Here is an 18,032-nt window from a genome sequence, read left to right on the forward strand (position 1 = left end):
GTCTGTAGCCTGCTACCCATTCACATAAAAGAATTTATATCCCCCTTGAATACGGTTACCGTTTCAAAAAACAAATTCCTCATCTCATCCTGTTGGATCTCTGGGTCTAACTCTTTAAACCATTCCTTTTCCAAGTCCTCCTCAGTGAGCACAATAGGCCTCCAAAAAAGCAAACCTATCTCTGGGAAATGATAAGCATAGCCTAGTTCAATATAATTTCGATCATACTTAGTTATTTTGTCAATTTCTTCCACCAAATCTATAGCCTTTGTTCTAAATACATCTATATCCATGAACACACAGTCAAAAACTTCTTGTACACTTGATGGAATCTCTATCCAATTGACTTTGCCATTTGAATCATATTTCACACGAAAAACAGCCTGAAAATAGTTGTTAACAAAATGTTCTTCATTGTATTTTTGATTATATTCTTTAATACATTTAGCTACTTCCTCTTTGCTCATTCCGAGTTTTATTGTCCCAATCCCGACACCAGGCTCGATTGTGAGTTTATCCATTGTTCTCTTCACCTTCATTGACATAAGTATATGCAATAATTATATAAAGAAGTACAAAAGAACCACAAAACCCATATACAAGTTCACTATGGATTTTGCGGCTCCATCTTATTGCTTGATCCTTTTACCTAAAATGAAGACGTTAGATTTCAATTCCAAAATAATCATGGTAATCCCTTAATGCTTCTATAATAGCATCATAGTATTTAACTTGTAGATTCCTATATCGCCCTTCGGAATCCTCAGCCTCTTTAAGAGCATCAACTTCAAATTGCAATAGTTTTTCATACTCTTGGTTCTGCAAATACCTCATTTCCTTGTTACGGAAACTTGTTGCCCCTCCATAATTCGGCGTGTTATAGTGATCTTCTGTTATCATCCTAATGCAAGGAGCATCCCCAGAGCTAAACCCTGCGTCATTCAGTGCTTTAGCTGAAACAAGATGATGCCTTTGACCCCCATTTGCCTTTAATCTCTTGTAAGTATCAACTTCAAAATTATACCTTTGGTGTATCGGATCTCTATCGCCCTTATTATCAAATCTAGTAGTTACATTGCTTTCAGTAACTCGAAGATCGTATTCAAAATAATCTGAGACAGCTTCCTTCGGTATTTTCCATGAAAAAAAATTACCGTTTTTAACAGATGACCTATCGACAGACTTAGTTTCTCCTATCTCCCAGTTTCTACCATTCTTTTCGTATTGTAGCTCTTCACCATTAAACGTGCTTGATCTTCCTCTAGCGTAGTTTTTCACTTTTTTATATGGCTGGTTTACACTCCAGCCGAATTCGAATCTTGAACCGCTCGATGTTGCGATACCCATAGGCTCGTCGCTTGATGACTTTCACTTTGTTGTGTGTCCCTTCAATCGGAGCATTTGTAACTCGAAACGAAAAATAATTCTGAACCGACTGTCGCCATTGAACGATTGTTTTTGCAATCGAACGGACGGCAGAGGTGGGAGATGTGAGGTGCTCGGTTATCCATTGTTGGAGTGCTTCTTTTCCCGACTCTTCTGTCTGAGCTGCATATACCGTTCTCATGTGCTGAAGAGCGTTGTAAAGGCGTTCCAAATGGGGATCTTGAGCGAACCAGGCTTTCAATTCCTCCTGTTCCTCAGGTTTCAGTTTATCAGGAGGTGTGTGGAGCAGACGTTGTTCATGTCTACCCCGGCGATGAGTTCCCCGCGAACGGGTACGTTTACGAGCAGCTTCTAACGATTTGGAGAAGAGCTGAATGACGTGGAACTTGTCCGCTACTACCGTGGCATCCTTCCAAACACCGTGAACCGTCTCAGCCATTCCAGGAGCCAAGTCTGTCACAACAACCTGTGGAGGCGTAGCAAAGGGCCAGTTCATGAGAGCCTGACGAACCTGCTCACGTGAACGCCCTTCTGTAACCTGCCAGATATGCCCGCTTTGTGCATCCATGAGGTTGACACCGTACTTGTGTCCTTTTTGGAGAGCAAACTCGTCCAGACAGACCATAGTAGGCGTAAGATGATCTTGGGGCTTAGCGAGAAGCTGAGGAGCCAGTTGGTAATACCACCGTTCCAATGTCGTATAGCAGATTCCGAGTTGTTTGGAAACGCTAAGCAAATCCCTCTTCTGACACAACTCAACGGCCATTTGACGAAACGCAAAAGTAGCCGTTCCTCGATAGGGAATTCCATCCCATTCGAGAGTCCAGGTGATCTGGCAATCGTGGCAACGTTGTCGATATACAGGAACACGTACCCAGACAGTACCCCATGAAGGAATAAAGCGGTGACGAAGAAGACGGTACCCTGGGCGAGCATGATTGGTGCTCTCTTTCAGGCAGAGAGGACACAGATGAGAGGCTGGATTGGGAGTGAGAGTCACTACCCAATCGGTTTCAGTCGTTTTGTCCCAATGGGAAAGTTGAAACGATGGAAGGCCGATTAAGTCTGTGGTAAACTGGTTAGACAACGTAGATTTCCTCCTATCTTGTGATGGTCAGGACAACTTTCACGATAGAGGAACATCTACGTTTTTTCAATGTCTAGCACGGGTTATGGTGATGAATCCGTATTGTGTAACCAACCCTGTGATTCTTTGAATTGGGCGAACTCCTGTTTGTAAATGTATTAAATCTAAGTCTACCCATTTGTCATCAACATCTAGTCTAATTGCAATGATACCATCAATAACCTTTGAAGCTAAATTTCTTTGAACAATCACTTTTGGGCTTGACTGTATTTGTTCTGGCTCTGGCTTCTCTAGGCCATATTTTTCAATTAGTTTTCTTTCTGTTTCTTCATCAACACTATGCTTTGAAGGCGACATCCGTAAACTTCTCAAGCCCGGCTGCTCTTCTTGGCTATACAATTCGGCTATTTGGTTCTCAAAACCGTTCTCTTTAATAAACTCTTGTACATCCTCATACTTATCAATATCTTTCAAATATATGGTTTCCAAGGAATACTGATCTTCCAGATCAATTGCTGTACCTTCAGCAAATGTAGTTGTCGTAATTGAACTGGAAAATAAAAGTAGAGAGAAAAGTAAACACATTAGTAACTTCTTGACTTTCATTAATAGACCTCCTAAGCAATTATTGTATTATTGATATTTCGGATAGGAAAGTAATAATGCGCTAACTATACCATCACATCCCTTTATTTACATTTTTTAACTACCTCTAGCATAATACCATGCCACAAATCGCTTTGCAATTGCGAATTTTTCTTGTACTGTCACCGCCGGGATATAATTGCTCCAGGTTCGCCGGAAAGAAAATGACCCACCCTTAGCGAATATATCCCCTTCGGTATTAACGGCAAGTTAATTTTCGGAGGGAGACACATGCTAAGGAGTGGGATAGTGATATCGTTACATACCATGAGGGCAGAAGGCAAGAGTATTCGTGAAATTGCCCGTCTAACGGGGCATTCTCGAAATACAGTTCGCCGATATCTCCGGGGTGAATACTTTCCCGAAAAGGAAATCCGTAAATCTCGTGGTTCCAAGCTTGATCCATTCAAACCGTTCCTGCAGGAACGGCTTCAAGAAGGCATCTACAACTGCGAGGTTTTATTCGATCTTCTACGAGAAAAGGGCTATACCGGGGGACGTACCATCTTGAAAGACTATGTGAAGGGTATCCGTCCTCCCAAACAGCTTCTCGCTGTTCTTCGTTACGAGACAAAACCTGGTGAATACGCACAAGTCGACTGGGGACTGTGTGATTACGTAGATTTGGACGGTACCGTCCGAAAAGTGCCGGTATTTGTCATGGTACTGGGGTACTCTCGTTCCACCTATATCGAGTTTACGAAGCGTTGTGACATTCACAGCTTTCTTCGTTGCTTGATTCATGCTTTTGAATATTTTGGAGGTATCCCAAAAGTCATGCTGACCGACCAGATGAAAACCGTCGTACTGGGCATGGGAGATGATCGAAAACCTCGCTGGCACCCGCTTTTTGCTGACTTTGCCGCAGCGATTGGGCTTGTTCCAAAAGTATGCAAAGTTCGTCGCCCCGAAACAAAGGGAAAAGTGGAACGAGGCGTTCAATACGTAAAAAACAACTTTCTTCCTGGCAAACGCTTCGTTGATTTACAGGATCTCAATCAACAAGCCCTACACTGGTGCGAGCGAATTAACCGCCGTATTCATGGAACAACCGGCGAACGTCCCTTTGACCGACTCCGTGAGGAAAACCTGTCGCCCATCCCTTCAACTGAACGGTGGGAAAAATACTTGCATGAACCAAGACAGATCAGTCGAGACGGATTTGTTAGCTACGATGGTGTACGATATGGCGTTCCATGGAGGTACAGTGGACGTGAGAGTACCGTTCGCGAAGTGAATGGGTGGGTAGAAATCTGGGCTGACGGCACATGTATTGCTCGACACCAAAAGGTCTATCGATCCCGCACCACTGTTTTTTGCGAAAACCAGTACGCAGGTCTTTCGACCACTCAAGGATATGCCTATCCACGTCCGCAAGCCCGCCAGATTTCACCGCAGCAAGTGGAAGTACGTTCACTGGATGTCTATGAGCAGTTGAAGGAGGTGGGAGCATGATTGAACTGGAACAAGCACGGCTACGCCTCGAGGAACTTGGGCTTCAGCAAGCGGCTCTCCTCTTGGATGCTCACTTGGAAGCGGCAAGTCATGGACAGCCCACTTATCTGTCCTTTCTCAACACGCTCCTTGATGCCGAGATAGCGGAACGTCAAAAGCGGAATATGGAGGTACGCACCAAACTTGCCCATTTGCCTTACCGAAAAACACTAGAGGAGTTCGATTTTGCTTTCCAACCCAGTATTGACGAACGATTGACGAGATTGGCTACTTACCGTTTGACAGTTTGGCAGCTAACCTCTTTTTCCAGGTAGTAAGTGCCAGATACGAGAGAGGGAGTATTCTGTTAACCAGTAACAAGAGTTTCGGTGAATGGGGGGAATTGATGGGCGATCCGATACTTGCTACAGCTATTCTGGATCGACTCTTACACCATTCCCACATCGTCAACATTAGAGGGAATAGTTACCGACTTCGTGAAAAAATGAGGACTGGAGCCTACGGCTCTCCCTCTACCACCTAACCAACAAAATCGCCGGGTGGGTCAGTTCTAAACCGGCGAGGGTGGGTCAAAATAAAGTCGGCGTTGACATGTACTGCTCCCAAAAGTAATCTACAGCAAAAACCAGTTAATGGTTGTTAATGATGCTATTGGTTGTCCAATAATTGCCGTAATACTCTTATGTTCGACGGTTAATCCCTCCTCTCAAACCACAGACTACTGCCAAATAAGTGGCGCGCCTCAATCTTTTGGAACCTCGCTTCGTCATTCTGTTATCACTTGCCGTGAATTCACCTGAACTATATACACTCGGATCAAGCCCTGCGAACGGAATTGTGGCAGTAATTTACCCGCCAGGATTTGCTCCTTGATGGTTTCACCGTTTTCTTTGAGATATTGCAGAAGTTCATCCCCACCCATCCCATCGATTCCGTGTGAACCTTTGTTTGCTTTGTCTCTTTTGAACGCTTCGTTCAAGTTGTCTCTGCTGATGATTTTCTCAAGTAGCCCTTCCTTCGACTCGTTTGCGTTGGTGTCGTCGGTTTCAGCTATCCTCGCAGGAATGTGCACACCCGCATATCCTTCGTGTTCCGCACTATTCTTCTGCGGTGAGCCTTCCGTTGGAAGTTGGCTACCCTTCCCTCTTGCCGTCGACTGCATGAGGTACTATGGCGTCTGCTGACTTCTCATGATAAATCTTGTTTCAACCGTGATTTGAATTCATCTCCTCACGTTCATGAGACCTCCCACGGTAAGACGACTCACTTTCCTCCCATATACCCGCATCATTTACACCGGGATGTCCGTGTAGTGAATTGGACTTTGCTTTGTTTGGCAAACTCGTCCCATCCCCTATGCCTGATGATGTTCGTGTTCCTCGGGCCAGGATTTTGCCTCCAGCTTCCTTCAGATTCCATCTCGCGATGGACACCCTTGCTCTTGGCTAGTGGTTGGCCACTACCAGCCCCCACAGCGGACTTTCACCGCCTAGTTAGTCGCCATGCGTGGCACATCAAAAAAGGCCAACCAGTAAACTCTGGTTGACCTAATAATACGAAGGGTCTATCTCAAAAGTCGATTTTTCGACTTAGAGATGCCCCTTTTGAATTTCAAAAACCTCGATAAATCAACGTTGCCATTTTTGGAATTTTTTCCTATTTGGACTTTTTGAAAATCCCCCAACTTCATTTTATATATGACTTTCATTGTCTGCTTTTTCGTCAATCTATTGACAAGCTTGCCCATAAGTGGAGTGGACGTATACGCGCGATGAGTTCCAAATCAGGTTGCGGACCCCTCATACTGTGCATCAGGTCGGAATGCTTGCTCTGCTCAAAGCTGGCTGCAGTCATTACGCAAATACTCGCCGGACATTTACTGCACAAAGGTAAAACTAATTTTCGGCTTGTTCGGTTTTTTCAGATCAAACACCTGTCCCGTGCTGCAATACGCGTACACCTTCACGGTCAAGGCTAGGCGACAACCCCTGGCCTGTTTTCGAATTTCTCGTATCGTTTTTCCTGCATGATCGCTTTGAGCACCTGCACGCATTCCCATACGTCGGTGTACGTATTGTAAAAAGCGACCGGAGCCAGGCGGATAATATTCGGCGCCCGGAAGTCAGGGATGACTCCGCTCTCCTTCAACGCCTTGCAAATCCGGACGGCTTCGGCGTGCTCCAGGCTGACATGGCCGCCGCGGCGCTCGTCTTCTTGCGGATTGGCGACGGAAAAGCCCATGCCTGCCAGTTCCACTTCGATCAGATCCATCATGTAACGGGTCAGCTTCAACGACTTTTCCCGCAGCTTTTCGATCGGCACTTCCTGGAACATGGCTAGCGAGCCGATCAATGGGGCAACGCTCAGCAAGTGCGGTGTGCCCAATTGATAGGCGCCTGCCGTCTCACATACATCCAGGGTGTGCTCCATGGCGAACTGTTTGTCTTTTTTGGAGCTGAACCAGCCAGTCAGGCCGGGCACCCTGCCAAAATGCTTGCGGTTGACATAGAGACTTCCTACGCAGCCTGGTCCGCCGTTTACGTACTTGTAGTTGCACCAGTAGGCGAAATCCACTCCCCATTTGCTGAATTCGTGCGGAATCGCTCCTACAGAGTGGCAGCCGTCAAAGCCGATGAGAATGCCTTTTTCATGCGCCGCTTTGGTCAACCGCTCCATATCAAGCAACTGTCCGCTGCGATAGAGCACGGTCGGCAAGATGACGAGCGCGACTTCCTCGGTCATGGCGGCGATGATGTCGTCCTCCTCGATCAGATGGCCATCCCGCGAAGCGATGCGAATCAGCTCTTTCTCTGGGTCCAAGCCGTGCAGCTTGATTTGGCTTTGCAAGGCGTAAATGTCTGTCGGAAAATCAAGCTCGGTCGCGATGATTTTCGTTCTTTTACCTTCCGGGTGATAAAAGGTGGCGGCGAGCTGGTGCAAGTTGACCGTGGTCGAGCCTGTGACGATTACTTCCTCCGGCTCCGCGCCGACGAGAGATGCGCTCATTTCGCCCAGTTTTTCTGGCAGGAAAAACCACGGATGCTCGCCGGTTGTCCACCCGTCAATGCCGAGCTCTTTCCACGACTGCAAAATGTCCTGCAAGCTTTTCTCCGCTCGTTTGGACATCAGTCCCAAGGAATTGCCATCCAGGTACATCGAAGGCAGCAAGTAAAACTCTTCGCGGTATTTCGCCAACTCGTCCTGGGCATCCAGTTGCTGCGCGTAGTTTTTGCTGAGTGGAATGGATGATTGAGCCATCGTAACCTCCTTGAAATTTCCGTTACAGAAAACGGGTTTGTTCTTTTGTGACTCCCCCCACGCCCCAGTGGGAAGGGGGAAGCTCTGTTACCAGCACGCGGACCTGGTCCGGCTTTACTTGCAAGCTGGCAGTGACAGCCTGGGTAATTCCCTCGATCATTTGCCTGATCTGTTCCTTGTCTCGCCCTTCCAGTATGGACACCTGTACAATCGGCATCAAAACCACCTCTGTCTTTTTCGACAGTCCGAAAAGTCGCTGCCCGTGTTGGCTGTCTATGCCTGACAGCCAAAGGAGACGCTGCCGAGGCCGTCGACAGTGACCGTAATGACATCCCCCGGCTCGAACGGAATCGCTTCCGTGATCGCGCCGGACAGGACGATCTGGCCTTTTTTCAAGCCCAGGCCGCGCTCGCCCAGCTTGTTGACAGCCCAGGCCATCGCCGCTGCGGGCGAACCGAGCACGGCCGCTCCAGAGCCTGTAGTTTGTATGACGCCATTTTTGCTCATGACCACACCAGCCAGGGCGAGATCGTATTCGTCGGGCGCTACCCATTTGCTGCCGACGAGAAAAGCCGAAGAGGAGCAATTGTCCGCCACGACGTCCGGGAGGGTGAAGCGGAAGTTTTCGTAACGGCTGTGCCCGCCAGATCGTCCCCGAGCAAAAACGCGATTTCCGGCTCGGCCTTCGGATGGATGAAGCGTCGGTAGGAAAGCGGCTCCCACTCCAGCGCGAGCATCCCGTCCGTCAAGTAGCCGTAAATCGCTTCGTGCACGCCCATCACCTGCTGCTTGGCCCGGCTGGTCAAGCCCAGCTTCAAGCCGATGCAGCGCTCGCCATCCGCTTCCATGCGCGCAATCAGTTGCTGCTGAAGCTCATAGGCCGTCGCAATGGGCAAATCGGGGCAGCGGGCTGTCAGCTTCTCCACCTCGCGCCACTCGCGGTATGCCGCAAGTAATTATTCGACCATCTCTCTCTGTACTTCCTGCGTCACTGCCATTTGTCATCTCCCCGCCCTTTGCAGCTTCGCCAGCTCAGCCGCCACATCAATAATCATGTCTTCCTGCCCGCCGACGGCTTTGCGTCTGCCGACTTCGAGCAAAATATCCCGCGGATCGACGCCGAAGCGTTTGCCCGCCCGCTCTGCATGCAACAAAAAGCTGGAGTACACTCCCGCATAGCCCATGACGAGACTGCCTTTGCGGATTTCCTGCGAATGCGGCATGATTGGACCGACGATGTCTTCGGCGACATCCATCAGTTTGTACAGGTCGATGCCGAGATCGACGCCCATGCGATCGAGCACCGCGATCAACACCTCTGTCTGCGCGTTGCCCGCTCCTGCGCCGAGACGTCCGCTTCGGTCACATGCGTGGCTACCCGGACAAGTCCCGCCCCGCGCTTTTGCGCTTCTTTCAGCTCATGCACCGTGCCGATGCCCGGTATGAGCAGCACCGCGACTTTTGCTTGCCTGCACGAAGCGACCGCCGCTTCGATCAGCTCCATTTCGTCTACGAGCGAGCGACCGTACTGGATCGTCGAGCCGCCCAGACCGTCTCCGTGGCTCACCTCGATGTAAGGAACGCCTGCCTCATCCAGCCCTCGGGCGACGGCCTGCACCTGCTCGCGCGTGAACTGGTGGGCGACGACGTGGCTGCCGTCGCGCAAGCAAACTTCTGTCATTTTGATTGGTCGATCGCTATTTTGTTCCAAGGCTTACCCCTCTCCCATCCAAAAGATGACGGGCGACCTCTTCTCCCACCCGCACAGCTGCAGCCGTCATGATGTCCAAATTGCCAGCGTAGGGCGGGAAGTAGTCTCCCGCACCTTCGACCTCCAGAAATACGGTCACGCGATTTTCTTCGAACAGCGGCTCCTGCTTCAGCCGATAGCCGGGAACGTACGCTTGCACCTGCTCGACGATCTCCAAAACAGACTGGCGAATCGCCGCCTCGTCCATCTGCTTTACTTCGCAATAAACGGTGTCGCGCATTTCGTGGCCGAACCGTTCGAGCAACAGCCGGATGTTCAGCGGCTCGTAACTCAGCGAGTCGAAGTAAAAGTTTTTCGTATAGAAGCTTGGCGGCTGCTCTGTCACGCGCAGATGCGGCCAGACGTTCCAGCCTTGGTCCAGGCGCGGCATCCGCTCCCGGCCCAGCGTCTCCCACGGATGGACAAACAGCGGCACGTCCCACTTCGCGCAGCTTTCAAAAAACGGCAGGAAGGCCGGATCGTCGAGGTTTTGCCCGTTGATGTTCGTGCCGATCTCGATTCCTTTCAGCCCTAACTGATGAATGCAGCGATCCAGCTCGCGGATCGAGCGGTCCACGTCCTGCAGCGGAACCGTTCCGAGTCCGATGAACCGATCGGGATATTGGCGCACCGTGTCGGCGATGAAATCGTTTTGCAGCCGGGCCATCGCTTCCGCCGCCTCTGCAGAGGAAGTCTATTCTGGCTGCCATTCGTTCACTTCCTCGGATGCTACATGCCCGCAGTTTTTGCATGTCCGCAAATCTTCACTGCCATTGAACGCATGAATCGCTTCTTTTACTTGCTTTTCGATATCTGTCAACTGCACGCGTGTCCGATGCATCTCGTGGTCGCATTTTTCGCAGAACCAGACGAGGTCTTCCAGCTCGCCGTGATCGCGGTTGCGCTCGATGACCAGGCTGATCGTATCTGCCACGCGATGCGGGGAATGCGGGACATTCGCTGGAAAGAGAAACATTTCCCCCTCGCGCACCGTCACTACCTCCCGCTTGCCTTCGGCGTTGATGATTTCCACGTAGCAATCGCCCTTGAGCTGGTAAAAAATTTCTTCGGACGGGTCGACGTGGAAGTCGCGGCGCTTGTTCGGGCCGCCCAGCACCATCATCATCAGCTCGGCATTTTTCAGACGACCTTGTTGTTCACTGGCGGTTTCAAACTGTCCTTGTTTTCCTCGATAAACTTCCAGATGTTGACCGGTTTGGTGATGGTGCTCATGATACGACACGCTCCCTTTGGCTGGTTTGGATTGGTTTGCTGCAAACAACGTCATCGTCGGCCGGGGCGGCAAAAGCAGCAGCTCTCCCTGGCAAAACGGCACATTTCTTCGAACAGGCGGCAGGGGTTTGGGTATGGTTGACGAATGGTTCTGTACAGACTTCTCCCTGTGGTGTTTTCGGGTGGCCGCTTGAAAACTGCTCCAACAAGAGGGAAGTCTCTTTTTTTGCCCATCAGCCTCGATACCCAAACCGCCTGGAAAGCGCCAGTGCGGCATGCTTGACTTGCTGAATGAACGTCGTCATTTTGTCGTCGGAGAAACGGTGCTTGGGCCCGGCACAACTGATGGAGGCGATCACCTTCCCCTCGTGGTTGAAAATCGGTGCGGCTACGCATTTCAAGCCGATTTCGATCTCTTCGTCGTCAATCGCGTACCCTTGCTCGCGAATTTTTTGCAGCTCCCGCTTGATCGCCTCCGGGTCGGTCAGCGTAAACGGGGTAAGCGCTTTCAAATCTGCTTGTTGCAAGATGCGATCGACAGTCGCCTCGTCCAAATAGGCGAACAACGCCTTCCCTCCCCCCGTACAGTACAAGGGAGCGCGCTTTCCGAGCATGGAGTACATCCGCAGAGAAGCAGGCGCCTCGACTTTTTCCACGTACACCACTTCGTCTTTGTCGAGCACGACCAGGTGAACCGTCTCTTGCAGCGTCGCCACGAGGCTCTGAATGATCGGATAGGCGAGATTGCGCAGCTCCATTCCACTGCCGACCAGATTTCCCAGCTCGAACAGGCGCAGCCCCAGCTTGTACTTTTGATCGGTCGGCTTTTGTTCCAGGTACCCCCTGTGCTCCAATGTTTTCATCAAGCCATGAACCGTGCTTTTCGACAGCTTCAGGCGATCACTGATCTCCTTGACGCTCAGCTCTGGCTCGGTGAGAGAAAACAACTCCAGGATGTCGATGGCTCGATCTACCGATTGGATAAACTTCTCGCTCATGTTCCTCCTTTTCGTTCGATATTATCGAACAATATTCGATAATGTTGACTACACTTCTTATTATAGGCTTGATTCCCGAAATGCGCAATATACAATTCAGAGTTTTCTGACAGTAATCTTTTTTGCAAGCAGCCAAACAAAAAAAGAACCTCGCGCCATCGTTGCTCACGAGATTCTTGCTTTATTGTCGGCCGATCCAGACGACCAGCGCAATTTGCAACATACAAAACAGTGGGACCAAAAACAAAAAGGAGGCGTGCCGGGTCTTGTGGCGATGAATCAGCATCCCCGCCAATGCGCCTGGCCCTCCGCCGAGAAAAGCGGCCAAAAGGAGACTGGCCTCGGGAATCCGCCAGCTTTTCTTTTTCGCCAGACGCTTGTCCGCACGCATCAAAAACCAGGCATAGCCGTTCAAAACGAGGGCGCCCGCAGCCACGACGATCGCCTCGTAGCTGAAATACCCCGCAAGGACGAGGAGCCATCCGGCCGCAAGCACCAGATTGCGATTGCGCCTGTGGATTGCCACCTGCTCATGTCTCATCGCCTACTCTCCTTTTGCCCGAAACGCCCGGTTGCTGACGATGACCTTGCGCACGATCAGCCAGGCGGCCAGCGCGACTACGATGACCAGCAAGGCGTAGAAGCCGTACTGGCGAATCATCCCGATAATCGCCTCCACGTTGTTTCCGAACACGTAGCCGAGGAAGTAAAACGCGATGGTCCAGACAAGCCCGATCGGATACGAAAGCAGCGCGTAGCGGCGATACGTCATGCCGCCCAGCGCCACCAAATACGGAACGACGTGGCGAACAACCGGGAACAGGTAGCTGATGCACAAAGCCGTCGTCCCGTATTTCTCCAAAAGGCCCGTGGACCGCTCGACGGCGTGCCGCATCTTTTCGCTTTTGGACAGCCATTGCAGGATCGGCTTTCCGAAGTATTTTCCCAACAAAAAACCGATGGTCAATCCGGAGGCAACGCCCATGTACCCGGCCAAAAACGAGTAAAACGGGTCCAGAAGGCCGATCGAGGCGAGAAAGCCTCCGGTCGCCACGACCAGCTCATCCGGAATGGGCAAGCCGACGATTCCCAGCCAGAGCAGGAAAAAAATCGCGACGTAGCCGTATTGCTCTATGATTGACATCAGCAGGTTGATTTCCATGAGGCAAAATCCCCTATCTTCGCCACTGGCGGCAAAATCTTGCGCAGGCTGGCAGCGGCTCTCGTGCAGTATGTGACTCTTAGTAATTACGTACAAACACGTAAAAAGGTACTTGTCTATTTTGCAATAGATGAACCATTTTTATCAAGCGAAGAAATCACGGACAAAAACAGCCCGTCCATCAGCCAAGATGCTTGAGCGCCTCCCGCCTGCTCAGGTTCGACAGCACAGTCCTTTCCACAAAGCCACGCACTGCTTCCGGTTCTGTCTTGGCATACTCCCGCAAAGCCCAGCCGATTGCTTTTTGGATAAAAAACTCCTTGGAAGCCGCACAGGACTCAATCAAGGCGAAAAGCAGCTCCCGATCCGTCTTGGCCTTGTAAGAAAGCTGAAACAGGAGCGCCGTCCGCGCGAGCCACATATTATCGCCTTTGACCCAGTCAGTCGTGTTCGGGCGGATCAGCTCGGGGTAGCGGGAAAAAAGCGTGCCTGTTGTATGTGCGGCGAGATAGTCGACCGTATCCCACCACGACTTCGTTGTAATCCACTTGACTACAAGCGGCAGGTGCTCGGGTGTCAGTTGCTTTTTCGTCTTTGCCAACAGATCCATTGCCACGTATTGGTACTCGCGCTCAGGCAATGCCCACAAGCGCGCCACGACCTGCTCCCAGTCTTGCGGGATGCCGTGCTCGCGAAACAACTGTCTGGACAGCTCGCGGCGCAGCGGAGCCTTGATCCCCAAAAAAGGAAACTGATTTTTCATGTACCGCTCCATCGGCCCGGCGTTCTTGGCATCCGCATGGCTCGCGAGCAAGCGGATAGCCGCTGTCGTAAAGGCACACGTCATCGCGCTCCCTCCTTCCCCGTGAAAGCTCGTGCTGCTTCGCTTTCCCTGCGATCAGCCGGCAGCATGTACCTCCTGATTCACGACTGCAAAATCGTTCTTATCTTCCTTTTTATACGGATAGTACACGACCAGCGTAAAATCGCCCTCGATAACTTCCCCGGTTCTCAGCCACGTCTCAATGTCAAACGTCACCTTCGCCGTTACCGTGTGCTTGAAATAGTCTTTTTCCAGAGCGGCATGCGCGGCAAAGTCTTCGCGCAGCCGGTCGCGCTGCTCGTAGATGGCGGCGTACGTCTTTTGCATCGCCTCTTTGTCCAGGACGTCCTCCCACCACAGCTTGCGCGGACGATGCTTCTGGTTGCGCAAGTAATCGAACTTCATCAAGCTCTGCACATGCCGAAGCCCCTCCACGTTCTCGTGCTGCAAAAAAGCTTGCAGTCGCAAAAACAAATCTTCAAGCTGATGGCCGATGCGGCTCCAGCCCTGCTGCTCCCAATAGTCGCCAAACGTCTGGAAGAAGTCAAACGGCGTCTCGAACTGATTCGCCAACAGCCACTCCAGCGTGAGGTCCATCCGGTGTGCGTTCCAGTATTTTTCCAGGACGTCTTCCACCCGCTTGATCTTTTGCATGTCCGCAAACGAGAGGACGTTGTTGCCCAAAATCTCGTACGGCGCTTCATCCATGAACACGTAGCCGTGGTTGGCGGCACGCGCTCGCACTCCGGTCCCGCGCAGCATTTTCAAAAAGCCGAGCTGCAACTCCTCCGGGCGCAGGGCGAACACATCGTTGAACGTCTTGCGGAACGACTGGTAGTCTTCCTCCGGCAAGCCTGCGATCAAGTCCAGGTGCTGGTCGATTTTGCCCGACTCCTTGATCTGCGTCACGGTTCTGGCCAGACGGTCGAAGCGTTGAATCCGCTGTACGAGGCGGTTTGTCTCGTCGTTGGTGGATTGGACGCCGATTTCGAAGCGGAAAATGCCCGGCGGTGCGTTTTCAGTCAAAAAGTCGAGCACGTCCGCCCGCAAAATATCGGCCGTAATCTCAAATTGAAACACCGTTCCATTGTGGTTGTCGATGAGGAACTGGAAAATCTCCATTGCATACTTTTTATTGATGTTAAACGTGCGGTCCACGAATTTAATCGTCTTCACACCGTGGCGAATCAGCCGCAGCAAGTCTTCCTTGACCCGCTCCAGGCTGAAGTAGCGCACCCCGTCTTCAATGGAAGACAGACAGTACTGGCATTTGAACGGACACCCCCGGGATGCCTCGAAATAGACGACGCGGTTGTTCAGCTCGTCGAGATGATCCGCATAGGGCGACGGAATCGTATCCATCTCTTCAATCTGGGCTCTCGGTGCCGAAAAACGAACGTACTCGTCGTCGCGATAGGCGATTCCCGCTACATCCCGCAGGCGAGGAGGCTTGCCCTCGGCTTTCGCCTCCTGATAGGCTTGCAGCAGCTCCAAAAAAGTCTGCTCCCCTTCTCCGATGGCGATCACGTCAATCTCCGGATGCTTTTTCATCCACTCGTCCGCGTCGTAGGTCACTTCCGGCCCGCCGAGAATGACAGCGACGTCGGGGCATACTTTTTTCAGATTGCGGATCACATCGAGCGTCTCGCGAATGTTCCAGATATAACAGGAAAAAGCGACGATATCGGGCTGTCGCTTGTAGATGTCTGCGACGATGTTGAGCGTCACATCGTTAATCGTGTACTCCACCAGCTCGATGCCCGGAAAAGCTTTCTGGGCGTAGCTGCGCAAATAGCGCAAGGCCAGCGAGGAGTGGATGAACTTGGCATTTAAGGTCGATAGTACAATCTTCATGGATGGGTCTACTCTCCTTGCACAAAATCCGGCGACGAAAAAAACCATCAGGCAAACGATGGTCTGGCGTCCAACCGGGCGATTCCTTTCGTAACAGTACCATACGAGGCCAGAGCACGGCAAATCCGGCCCGGCCCCGCTCAGCGATTCAGTTCGCGCACGACATGCCCCAGCTCAGGCACAATCAGCCGATTCATCGCGAGCTTGACTGCCCCAGTCGAGCCAGGCGTGGAAAAGATCATTTTTCCCCCTCTGGTGCCCGCCACAGCGCGGCTGAGCATGGCCGCCGACCCGATGTCCTCCGTATAGCTCAGCATCCGAAACAGCTCGCCGAAGCCGGGCATTTCCTTTTCCAGCAAACCGGAGACGGCTTCGAACGTGTTGTCTCGCGGCGAGATGCCTGTCCCGCCGTTGAGCAGGATGACTTGCACCTCGGGATGCGCGATTCCCGCTTCAATCGCGGCAGTCACCTCGGCAGGCTCGTCCTTGACGATCTGGTAGAGGGCGACGTGATGCCCTGCCTCGGTTAATAGTTGCCTCATTAATTGTCCGCTCTTGTCCGTCTCTTCGGTTCGCGTATCGGAAACGGTAATGACCATGCACGTCACCTGTTTTGGTGACAGCGCCTTGTGCTCCTGTGTGCTCATATCGTGATCTCCCTCATTTTCTGCTGGCTTGTTTCTCTTATTCTACCATTTTCTCTCGGCACGGGTCTTGCCAACCGTCCTTTTGCAACGATTTCTTCACTTCTTCTACCCTAGAGGACGCTGTTTTCGATATAATGCTGGTGACAGTTATTTTTGACAGACAAGGAGGCGTACCCGGATGGCAGAACGGCCATTTTTTTCGTTTCATTTTCACAAGCAATCCCATACGCCGATTTATGTGCAGCTAGCCGACCAACTGAAAACGGCTATTCTGCGCGGGGCCTTTCTTGTAGACGGACAACAATTGATCTCGCTGCGGGACATGAAAACCGTCAGCGGCTGCTCGCTGGAAACCGTGAAAAAGGCGTACGACCATCTCGCGCTGGAAGGCTGGCTGGAAGCCGTGCACGGCAAAGGCTACTACCTGACGACGCTCGCAAAGGAAGCTCGTCTGGAAAGCCGCTTGCCGTTGACCGACATCCCGATTGCCTCGCTGGCTGACTCCTCGCCCCGCCCTGGCGAAGAGCTGGTCAAGCGGCTGCGCGGCGCTTTTTACGACAGTTTGACCGTGCTGGACGAGCCTTCCGCGCAAAAGAAAATCAGACGGACACAGGCGGCCAAAGTATTCGCCGATCACCTGAAGAGACGCGGCTTGCCGCACTCGCCCGAGCGCGTGCTGCTGTTCAACCGCAGCACCAGCGGCTTCGCCTTTCTCGCGCAGCGTGTCATGAATCCGCGCGATGTCGTCTACGTAGAGGAATACAGCTACCCGGTCTTTTTGCGCCTGCTCAGCCAGTGCGGGATCACCGTCCGCCCGATCCGCCTGGACGAAGAAGGAGTCAGCATCGAAGCGCTCGATGCCGAACAGGAGCACTACCCGGCCAACTGGCTGTTAATCAACCCGCACTACCACTTCCCGACAGGCATCAGCTACTCGTTGAAGCGCAAGGAAGAGTTGCTCGCCTGGGCTGAACGGCACAGCGTGCGCATCGTGGAAAACGACCACTACGGCGACCTCTGGTTCGAGGAGCCGAGCAAGCCGATCTACGAGATGGCTTTTCAGCAAAAAAGCCCTGTCGAGGTGTACTACCTGCACTCTCTGTCGAAAACATTGGCGCGCGACCTGCAGCTAGGAGTCCTGATGCTGCCTGCCGATTTTAGCGAAGAGGAACTGGAACGCTACAGGCAGATCGTGTCCATGACCGGAGCAGAGCCGTCCTTGCTCGTCGTCGAGGCAGCGGTCCGGCTGCTCGACGATCCGTGGTTTTCCGAGGTGTATTTGGCGGACCGCCGCGCACTGTTCCAATCCCGCTTTTTGCGGCTGTGGAAGGAAAAGAACCACGCTCTCCCGGCCCACGCGCGCATGTACCCGATCACGGGCGGGCTCAACACGTGGATCGAGTGGGGCACGCCGACCGCAAACGCGACCGAGCTGGAAGAAAGAGTCGTCGCCATCCTGCGCGAAGAAGGTCTGGAGCTGACCTGCGGCCATGCGTTCCGCGTAGCCGACGAGCCTGCTGACACGAAGCGCCGCCCGGCTGTGCGCTTCCCGCTCGCTCCGATGGAGGAACGGGAGCTGAAGCATTGGCTGCATCGCTTGGGAGCTGCGCTGCTGCGGTAATATTATCGGGGGCCAGACAACGATACGCCCGTATGCCGGCGAGAGCAGAGGGCGTATTTTCGCTCGCCAAAATGGCTCAATCACCATCGGCTGAACGCGCAAAAACCCTGCCG

The 18,032-nt window shown here is 52.1% G+C and carries 15 protein-coding genes and 6 pseudogenes; 3 read left to right on the forward strand and 18 right to left on the reverse strand.

What is annotated here, in order from left to right; all coding sequences use genetic code 11:
* Positions 1-20: 20 nt before the first annotated feature.
* From BA6348_RS20715 to BA6348_RS20730, 4 genes are all read right to left on the reverse strand, one after another.
* Complete coding sequence (locus BA6348_RS20715; RefSeq protein WP_005829297.1) at positions 21-521, reverse strand: hypothetical protein; 501 nt, start codon at positions 519-521, stop codon at positions 21-23.
* 142 nt (positions 522-663) lie between these two features.
* A complete protein-coding gene (locus BA6348_RS20720) occupies positions 664-1,347 on the reverse strand; it encodes a hypothetical protein (protein WP_129552228.1) in 684 nt (227 codons plus the stop codon).
* The gene (locus BA6348_RS20725; protein ID WP_129552197.1) at positions 1,283-2,473 is read right to left on the reverse strand and encodes an ISL3 family transposase; all 1,191 of its coding nucleotides are present in this window, start codon (positions 2,471-2,473) and stop codon (positions 1,283-1,285) included. Before BA6348_RS20725 ends, BA6348_RS20720 begins: the two co-directional genes overlap by 65 nt.
* A 66-nt stretch (positions 2,474-2,539) precedes the next feature.
* On the reverse strand, positions 2,540-3,079 hold the full coding sequence (locus tag BA6348_RS20730; RefSeq protein WP_122953461.1) for a hypothetical protein: 540 nt from the start codon (positions 3,077-3,079) through the stop codon (positions 2,540-2,542).
* Between the two features lie 270 nt (positions 3,080-3,349).
* Here BA6348_RS20730 and istA point away from each other — a divergent pair, with 270 nt between their 5' ends.
* Together istA and BA6348_RS20740 are read left to right on the forward strand one after the other, a co-directional pair.
* A complete protein-coding gene (gene istA / locus BA6348_RS20735; RefSeq protein WP_005829301.1) occupies positions 3,350-4,573 on the forward strand; it encodes an IS21 family transposase in 1,224 nt (407 codons plus the stop codon).
* A pseudogene (locus tag BA6348_RS20740) lies at positions 4,570-5,096 on the forward strand (ATP-binding protein). The gene istA and the pseudogene BA6348_RS20740 overlap by 4 nt, the downstream one beginning before the upstream one ends.
* Before the next feature lie 163 nt (positions 5,097-5,259).
* Here the strand turns inward: BA6348_RS20740 and BA6348_RS20745 are convergent.
* The 14 genes and pseudogenes from BA6348_RS20745 to BA6348_RS20815 all read right to left on the reverse strand — a co-directional run.
* Positions 5,260-5,409: pseudogene (locus BA6348_RS20745) on the reverse strand (transposase); the annotation flags it as partial.
* Positions 5,340-5,735, reverse strand: coding sequence for a hypothetical protein (locus BA6348_RS28080; protein ID WP_005829306.1), 396 nt, complete (start codon positions 5,733-5,735; stop codon positions 5,340-5,342). The gene BA6348_RS28080 and the pseudogene BA6348_RS20745, both read right to left, overlap by 70 nt.
* Before the next feature lie 812 nt (positions 5,736-6,547).
* On the reverse strand, positions 6,548-7,831 hold the full coding sequence (gene kynU / locus BA6348_RS20760; RefSeq protein WP_122953460.1) for a kynureninase: 1,284 nt from the start codon (positions 7,829-7,831) through the stop codon (positions 6,548-6,550).
* Between the two features lie 22 nt (positions 7,832-7,853).
* Entirely contained in the window at positions 7,854-8,048 is a 195-nt protein-coding gene (locus BA6348_RS20765; RefSeq protein ID WP_007776590.1) for a 4-oxalocrotonate tautomerase, read from the reverse strand.
* Positions 8,049-8,104: 56 nt separating this feature from the next.
* Positions 8,105-8,829, reverse strand: a pseudogene (locus BA6348_RS20770) (2-keto-4-pentenoate hydratase).
* Between the two features lie 3 nt (positions 8,830-8,832).
* A pseudogene (locus BA6348_RS20775) lies at positions 8,833-9,542 on the reverse strand (hypothetical protein).
* Positions 9,529-10,254: pseudogene (locus BA6348_RS20780) on the reverse strand (amidohydrolase family protein); the annotation flags it as partial. The pseudogenes BA6348_RS20775 and BA6348_RS20780, both read right to left, overlap by 14 nt.
* 21 nt (positions 10,255-10,275) lie before the next feature.
* Positions 10,276-10,814 (reverse strand): annotated as a pseudogene (locus BA6348_RS20785) (3-hydroxyanthranilate 3,4-dioxygenase).
* A 233-nt stretch (positions 10,815-11,047) separates the two neighbouring features.
* Complete coding sequence (locus BA6348_RS20790; protein WP_026557751.1) at positions 11,048-11,812, reverse strand: IclR family transcriptional regulator; 765 nt, start codon at positions 11,810-11,812, stop codon at positions 11,048-11,050.
* 181 nt (positions 11,813-11,993) lie between these two features.
* Positions 11,994-12,353 (reverse strand): DUF1294 domain-containing protein, encoded by a 360-nt coding sequence (locus tag BA6348_RS20795; RefSeq protein WP_026557750.1) that lies wholly within the window; start codon positions 12,351-12,353, stop codon positions 11,994-11,996.
* Between the two features lie 3 nt (positions 12,354-12,356).
* Entirely contained in the window at positions 12,357-12,974 is a 618-nt protein-coding gene (locus tag BA6348_RS20800; protein WP_025844155.1) for a DedA family protein, read from the reverse strand.
* Between the two features lie 181 nt (positions 12,975-13,155).
* A complete protein-coding gene (locus tag BA6348_RS20805; protein WP_035423007.1) occupies positions 13,156-13,821 on the reverse strand; it encodes a DNA alkylation repair protein in 666 nt (221 codons plus the stop codon).
* A 51-nt stretch (positions 13,822-13,872) separates the two neighbouring features.
* Positions 13,873-15,651 carry a B12-binding domain-containing radical SAM protein gene (locus BA6348_RS20810; RefSeq protein WP_026557748.1) on the reverse strand — a complete coding sequence of 593 codons (1,779 nt, stop codon included), beginning with the start codon at positions 15,649-15,651 and terminating at the stop codon, positions 13,873-13,875.
* Between the two features lie 140 nt (positions 15,652-15,791).
* The gene (locus tag BA6348_RS20815) at positions 15,792-16,298 is read right to left on the reverse strand and encodes a MogA/MoaB family molybdenum cofactor biosynthesis protein (protein ID WP_005829317.1); all 507 of its coding nucleotides are present in this window, start codon (positions 16,296-16,298) and stop codon (positions 15,792-15,794) included.
* 178 nt (positions 16,299-16,476) lie between these two features.
* Here BA6348_RS20815 and BA6348_RS20820 point away from each other — a divergent pair, with 178 nt between their 5' ends.
* Entirely contained in the window at positions 16,477-17,919 is a 1,443-nt protein-coding gene (locus tag BA6348_RS20820; protein WP_005829318.1) for an aminotransferase-like domain-containing protein, read from the forward strand.
* Positions 17,920-18,032: the final 113 nt, after the last annotated feature.

Origin of the sequence: Brevibacillus agri (assembly GCF_004117055.1) — a bacterium.
Taxonomy (GTDB): domain Bacteria; phylum Bacillota; class Bacilli; order Brevibacillales; family Brevibacillaceae; genus Brevibacillus; species Brevibacillus agri.

What these genes read in the sequence shown, in the direction of transcription:
- BA6348_RS20715 (WP_005829297.1), bottom strand. Translation starts at nt 521, where the DNA reads ATGGATAAACTCACAATCGAGCCTGGTGTCGGGATTGGGACAATAAAA.
- BA6348_RS20720 (WP_129552228.1), bottom strand. Translation starts at nt 1,347, where the DNA reads ATGGGTATCGCAACATCGAGCGGTTCAAGATTCGAATTCGGCTGGAGT.
- BA6348_RS20730 (WP_122953461.1), bottom strand. Translation starts at nt 3,079, where the DNA reads ATGAAAGTCAAGAAGTTACTAATGTGTTTACTTTTCTCTCTACTTTTA.
- istA (WP_005829301.1), top strand. Translation starts at nt 3,350, where the DNA reads ATGCTAAGGAGTGGGATAGTGATATCGTTACATACCATGAGGGCAGAA.
- BA6348_RS28080 (WP_005829306.1), bottom strand. Translation starts at nt 5,735, where the DNA reads ATGCAGTCGACGGCAAGAGGGAAGGGTAGCCAACTTCCAACGGAAGGC.
- kynU (WP_122953460.1), bottom strand. Translation starts at nt 7,831, where the DNA reads ATGGCTCAATCATCCATTCCACTCAGCAAAAACTACGCGCAGCAACTG.
- BA6348_RS20765 (WP_007776590.1), bottom strand. Translation starts at nt 8,048, where the DNA reads ATGCCGATTGTACAGGTGTCCATACTGGAAGGGCGAGACAAGGAACAG.
- BA6348_RS20790 (WP_026557751.1), bottom strand. Translation starts at nt 11,812, where the DNA reads ATGAGCGAGAAGTTTATCCAATCGGTAGATCGAGCCATCGACATCCTG.
- BA6348_RS20795 (WP_026557750.1), bottom strand. Translation starts at nt 12,353, where the DNA reads ATGAGACATGAGCAGGTGGCAATCCACAGGCGCAATCGCAATCTGGTG.
- BA6348_RS20800 (WP_025844155.1), bottom strand. Translation starts at nt 12,974, where the DNA reads ATGGAAATCAACCTGCTGATGTCAATCATAGAGCAATACGGCTACGTC.
- BA6348_RS20805 (WP_035423007.1), bottom strand. Translation starts at nt 13,821, where the DNA reads ATGACGTGTGCCTTTACGACAGCGGCTATCCGCTTGCTCGCGAGCCAT.
- BA6348_RS20810 (WP_026557748.1), bottom strand. Translation starts at nt 15,651, where the DNA reads ATGAAGATTGTACTATCGACCTTAAATGCCAAGTTCATCCACTCCTCG.
- BA6348_RS20815 (WP_005829317.1), bottom strand. Translation starts at nt 16,298, where the DNA reads ATGAGCACACAGGAGCACAAGGCGCTGTCACCAAAACAGGTGACGTGC.
- BA6348_RS20820 (WP_005829318.1), top strand. Translation starts at nt 16,477, where the DNA reads ATGGCAGAACGGCCATTTTTTTCGTTTCATTTTCACAAGCAATCCCAT.